A 2763-nucleotide genomic window follows, 5' to 3' on the forward strand; every position below is an offset into this window, starting at 1 on the left:
CGTTTGCGTTACCTGCAATTTTCTCAGCACTAAAAGATGCTTTTCCTATTGCAGCGTGTACGATACCTGTTTTATCAACTTTAAAGTCAATTTTACCAGCTTTTACTTCTGTAACCGCTTTAGCGACATCCATAGTTACTGTTCCTGTCTTTGGGTTAGGCATTAATCCACGAGGTCCTAAAACACGTCCTAGAGGCCCTAATTTACCCATTACACTAGGCATAGTAATAATTACGTCTACATCTGTCCATCCTGATTTAATTTTATCAAGATATTCTTGTAATCCAACGTAATCTGCTCCAGCTGCTTTTGCTTCATCTTCTTTATCTGGAGTTACTAATGCTAATACTTTTACATCTTTACCAGTACCGTGAGGAAGAGATACTACTCCTCTCACCATTTGATTAGCTTTTCTTGGATCTACTCCAAGACGAACAGCGATATCCACTGATGCATCAAACTTTGTATTGGTTATTTCTTTTACTAATGCTGAAGCTTCTGCTAAAGAATATACTTTATCCTTTTCGATTTTTGCTTGAGCTTCTTTTTGTTTCTTTGTTAATCTTGCCATTTTAAAATCTTTTTAGGTTAATTAGGTGCTTCACCACCTTTAACAGTTATACCCATAGATCTTGCTGTTCCAGCTACCATTTTCATTGCAGATTCGATTGTAAATGCATTTAAATCTGGCATTTTGTCTTCTGCAATAGTTCTGATTTGATCCCAAGAAACTTTTGCTACTTTTTTTACGTGAGGTTCACCTGATCCTTTTTTCACTTTGGCCGCTTCTAATAATTGTACTGCAGCTGGAGGGGTTTTAATAACAAACTCGAAAGATTTGTCTTTGTAAACCGAGATAACAACTGGTAATACTTTACCAGATTTGTCCTGTGTTCTAGCATTAAACTGCTTACAGAACTCCATAATGTTAACTCCAGCAGCACCTAAAGCGGGTCCAACCGGTGGCGACGGATTCGCAGCACCTCCCCTTACTTGTAACTTAACTACTTTACTTAATTCTTTTGCCATTTTTAATAATTTAGTTCGGTATTAATTTATATTTTGGAAGCATAAATTAATCCCATCTTTATGTAACAATTATTATATCTTTTCTACTTGCATATAGCTTAACTCTAATGGTGTTTTTCTTCCAAAAATCTTCACCATTACTTCTAGCTTACGCTTTTCTTCGTTTATATTTTCTATGGTACCATCGAATCCATTAAATGGTCCATCTATTACTTTTACAGTTTCTCCTTTTGTATAAGGGATTGCTACATTAGTATCTGTTTCTACAGTTAACTCATCTACTTTACCTAACATTCTGTTTACTTCAGATTGTCTTAACGGTAATGGATCTCCTCCTTTTGTAGCGCCTAAGAAACCTATAACGTTAGTAATTGATTTTATTACGTGAGGTATTTCTCCTGTTAAATTCGCTTTAATCATTATATAACCACTGAAATATACTTTCTCTTTGGTTATTTTTTTCCCATTTCTTATTTGTACTACATTTTCTGTAGGAACCAGCACTTTCTCAACATAATCTTGATATCCTAAACGAGCTATTTCATTCTCGATATAGGTTTTAATCTTATTTTCTTGACCACTTACCGCTCTTACAACGTACCACTTTTTTTCTCCTACTTCAGCCATCGAATATTAACTTTAGGATATTAAATTAAAATATTGACTTATAACTTTACTGAAAACAGTATCTATTCCCCATACAACTAAAGAGAATATAATTGAAAATACAGCAACTAAAACGGTTAAATTTTGTGTTTCGGACCAAGGCGTCCAAGTCACATTATTTTTTAATTCACCGAATGATTCTTTTATGTAATTTACTATTCCAGCCATTTATATTTCTTTTTTCAAGGATTGACATAAATCATTCCTTTGTAATTTTAACTTAACGTCTGAAAAACAAAACTCAAAAGACTTTATTTTTCACTAAGCACGGGTTGAGAGACTCGAACTCCCGACACCTGGTTTTGGAGACCAGTGCTCTACCAACTGAGCTAAACCCGTAGATAAAAGTCAAGGCGCTTCAAAAAAGAAACACCTTAACTTTTTATATTTAATAAACTACGTTTATTATAAAATTTCAGTTACCTGTCCAGCTCCAACTGTTCTACCTCCTTCACGGATAGCGAAACGTAAACCTACGTTCATTGCAATTGGTTGGATTAAATCAACAGTAATTGTTAAGTTATCTCCAGGCATTACCATCTCTACTCCATCAGGTAAAGCAATGTTTCCTGTTACGTCAGTTGTACGTACGTAAAACTGTGGACGGTAGTTGTTATGGAATGGAGTGTGACGTCCACCTTCTTCTTTTTTAAGGATATAAACCTCTGCTTTGAATTTGTTGTGTGGTGTTACAGAACCTGGCTTACAGATTACCATACCTCTAGAGATATCTTCTTTAGCAATACCTCTTAATAAGATACCTGCATTATCTCCAGCTTCACCTCTATCTAATATTTGACGGAACATTTCAATTCCTGTAATAGTAGATGTTAATTTTTCAGCTCCCATACCAATTATCTCTACAGGATCTCCAGTGTTAGCAATACCAGTTTCAATACGACCAGTTGCTACAGTACCACGACCTGTAATAGAGAATACATCTTCGATTGGCATTAAGAAATCTTTATCAACCTCTCTTAATGGCTCTTCAATCCATGCATCTACTTCTTTCATTAATTCTAATACAGTATCAACCCATTTTTGCTCACCGTTAAGTGCACCTAAAGC

General features: G+C 35.0%; 5 protein-coding genes and 1 tRNA gene. All 6 read right to left on the reverse strand.

The genetic code is table 11. The annotated features are described in order from the left end of the window. The coding region (gene rplA, locus ACVC2P_RS10100; RefSeq protein WP_452598355.1) for a 50S ribosomal protein L1 at window positions 1-571 on the reverse strand (571 nt) is incomplete at its 3' end. A 17-nt stretch (window positions 572-588) separates the two neighbouring features. Further along, window positions 589-1029, reverse strand: a complete 441-nt coding sequence (gene rplK, locus ACVC2P_RS10105) for a 50S ribosomal protein L11 (RefSeq protein WP_452598356.1) — start codon at window positions 1027-1029, stop codon at window positions 589-591. Window positions 1030-1101: 72 nt separating this feature from the next. Next, complete coding sequence (nusG, locus tag ACVC2P_RS10110) at window positions 1102-1656, reverse strand: transcription termination/antitermination protein NusG (RefSeq protein ID WP_452598357.1); 555 nt, start codon at window positions 1654-1656, stop codon at window positions 1102-1104. A 12-nt stretch (window positions 1657-1668) separates the two neighbouring features. Further along, window positions 1669-1863 carry a preprotein translocase subunit SecE gene (gene secE, locus ACVC2P_RS10115; RefSeq protein WP_452598358.1) on the reverse strand — a complete coding sequence of 65 codons (195 nt, stop codon included), beginning with the start codon at window positions 1861-1863 and terminating at the stop codon, window positions 1669-1671. 98 nt (window positions 1864-1961) lie between these two features. Next, window positions 1962-2034, reverse strand: a tRNA-Trp gene (locus ACVC2P_RS10120). Window positions 2035-2100: 66 nt separating this feature from the next. Next, window positions 2101-2763: EF-Tu C-terminal domain-related protein (locus tag ACVC2P_RS10125; RefSeq protein ID WP_452598359.1), on the reverse strand; the 663-nt coding region annotated here is incomplete at its 5' end.

Source organism: Pontimicrobium sp. MEBiC01747, assembly GCF_053601635.1.

Excerpts from the sequence above, each read along its gene's own strand:
- nusG (WP_452598357.1), bottom strand. The coding sequence starts at position 1,656 with ATGGCTGAAGTAGGAGAAAAAAAGTGGTACGTTGTAAGAGCGGTAAGT.
- secE (WP_452598358.1), bottom strand. The coding sequence starts at position 1,863 with ATGGCTGGAATAGTAAATTACATAAAAGAATCATTCGGTGAATTAAAA.
- rplK (WP_452598356.1), bottom strand. The coding sequence starts at position 1,029 with ATGGCAAAAGAATTAAGTAAAGTAGTTAAGTTACAAGTAAGGGGAGGT.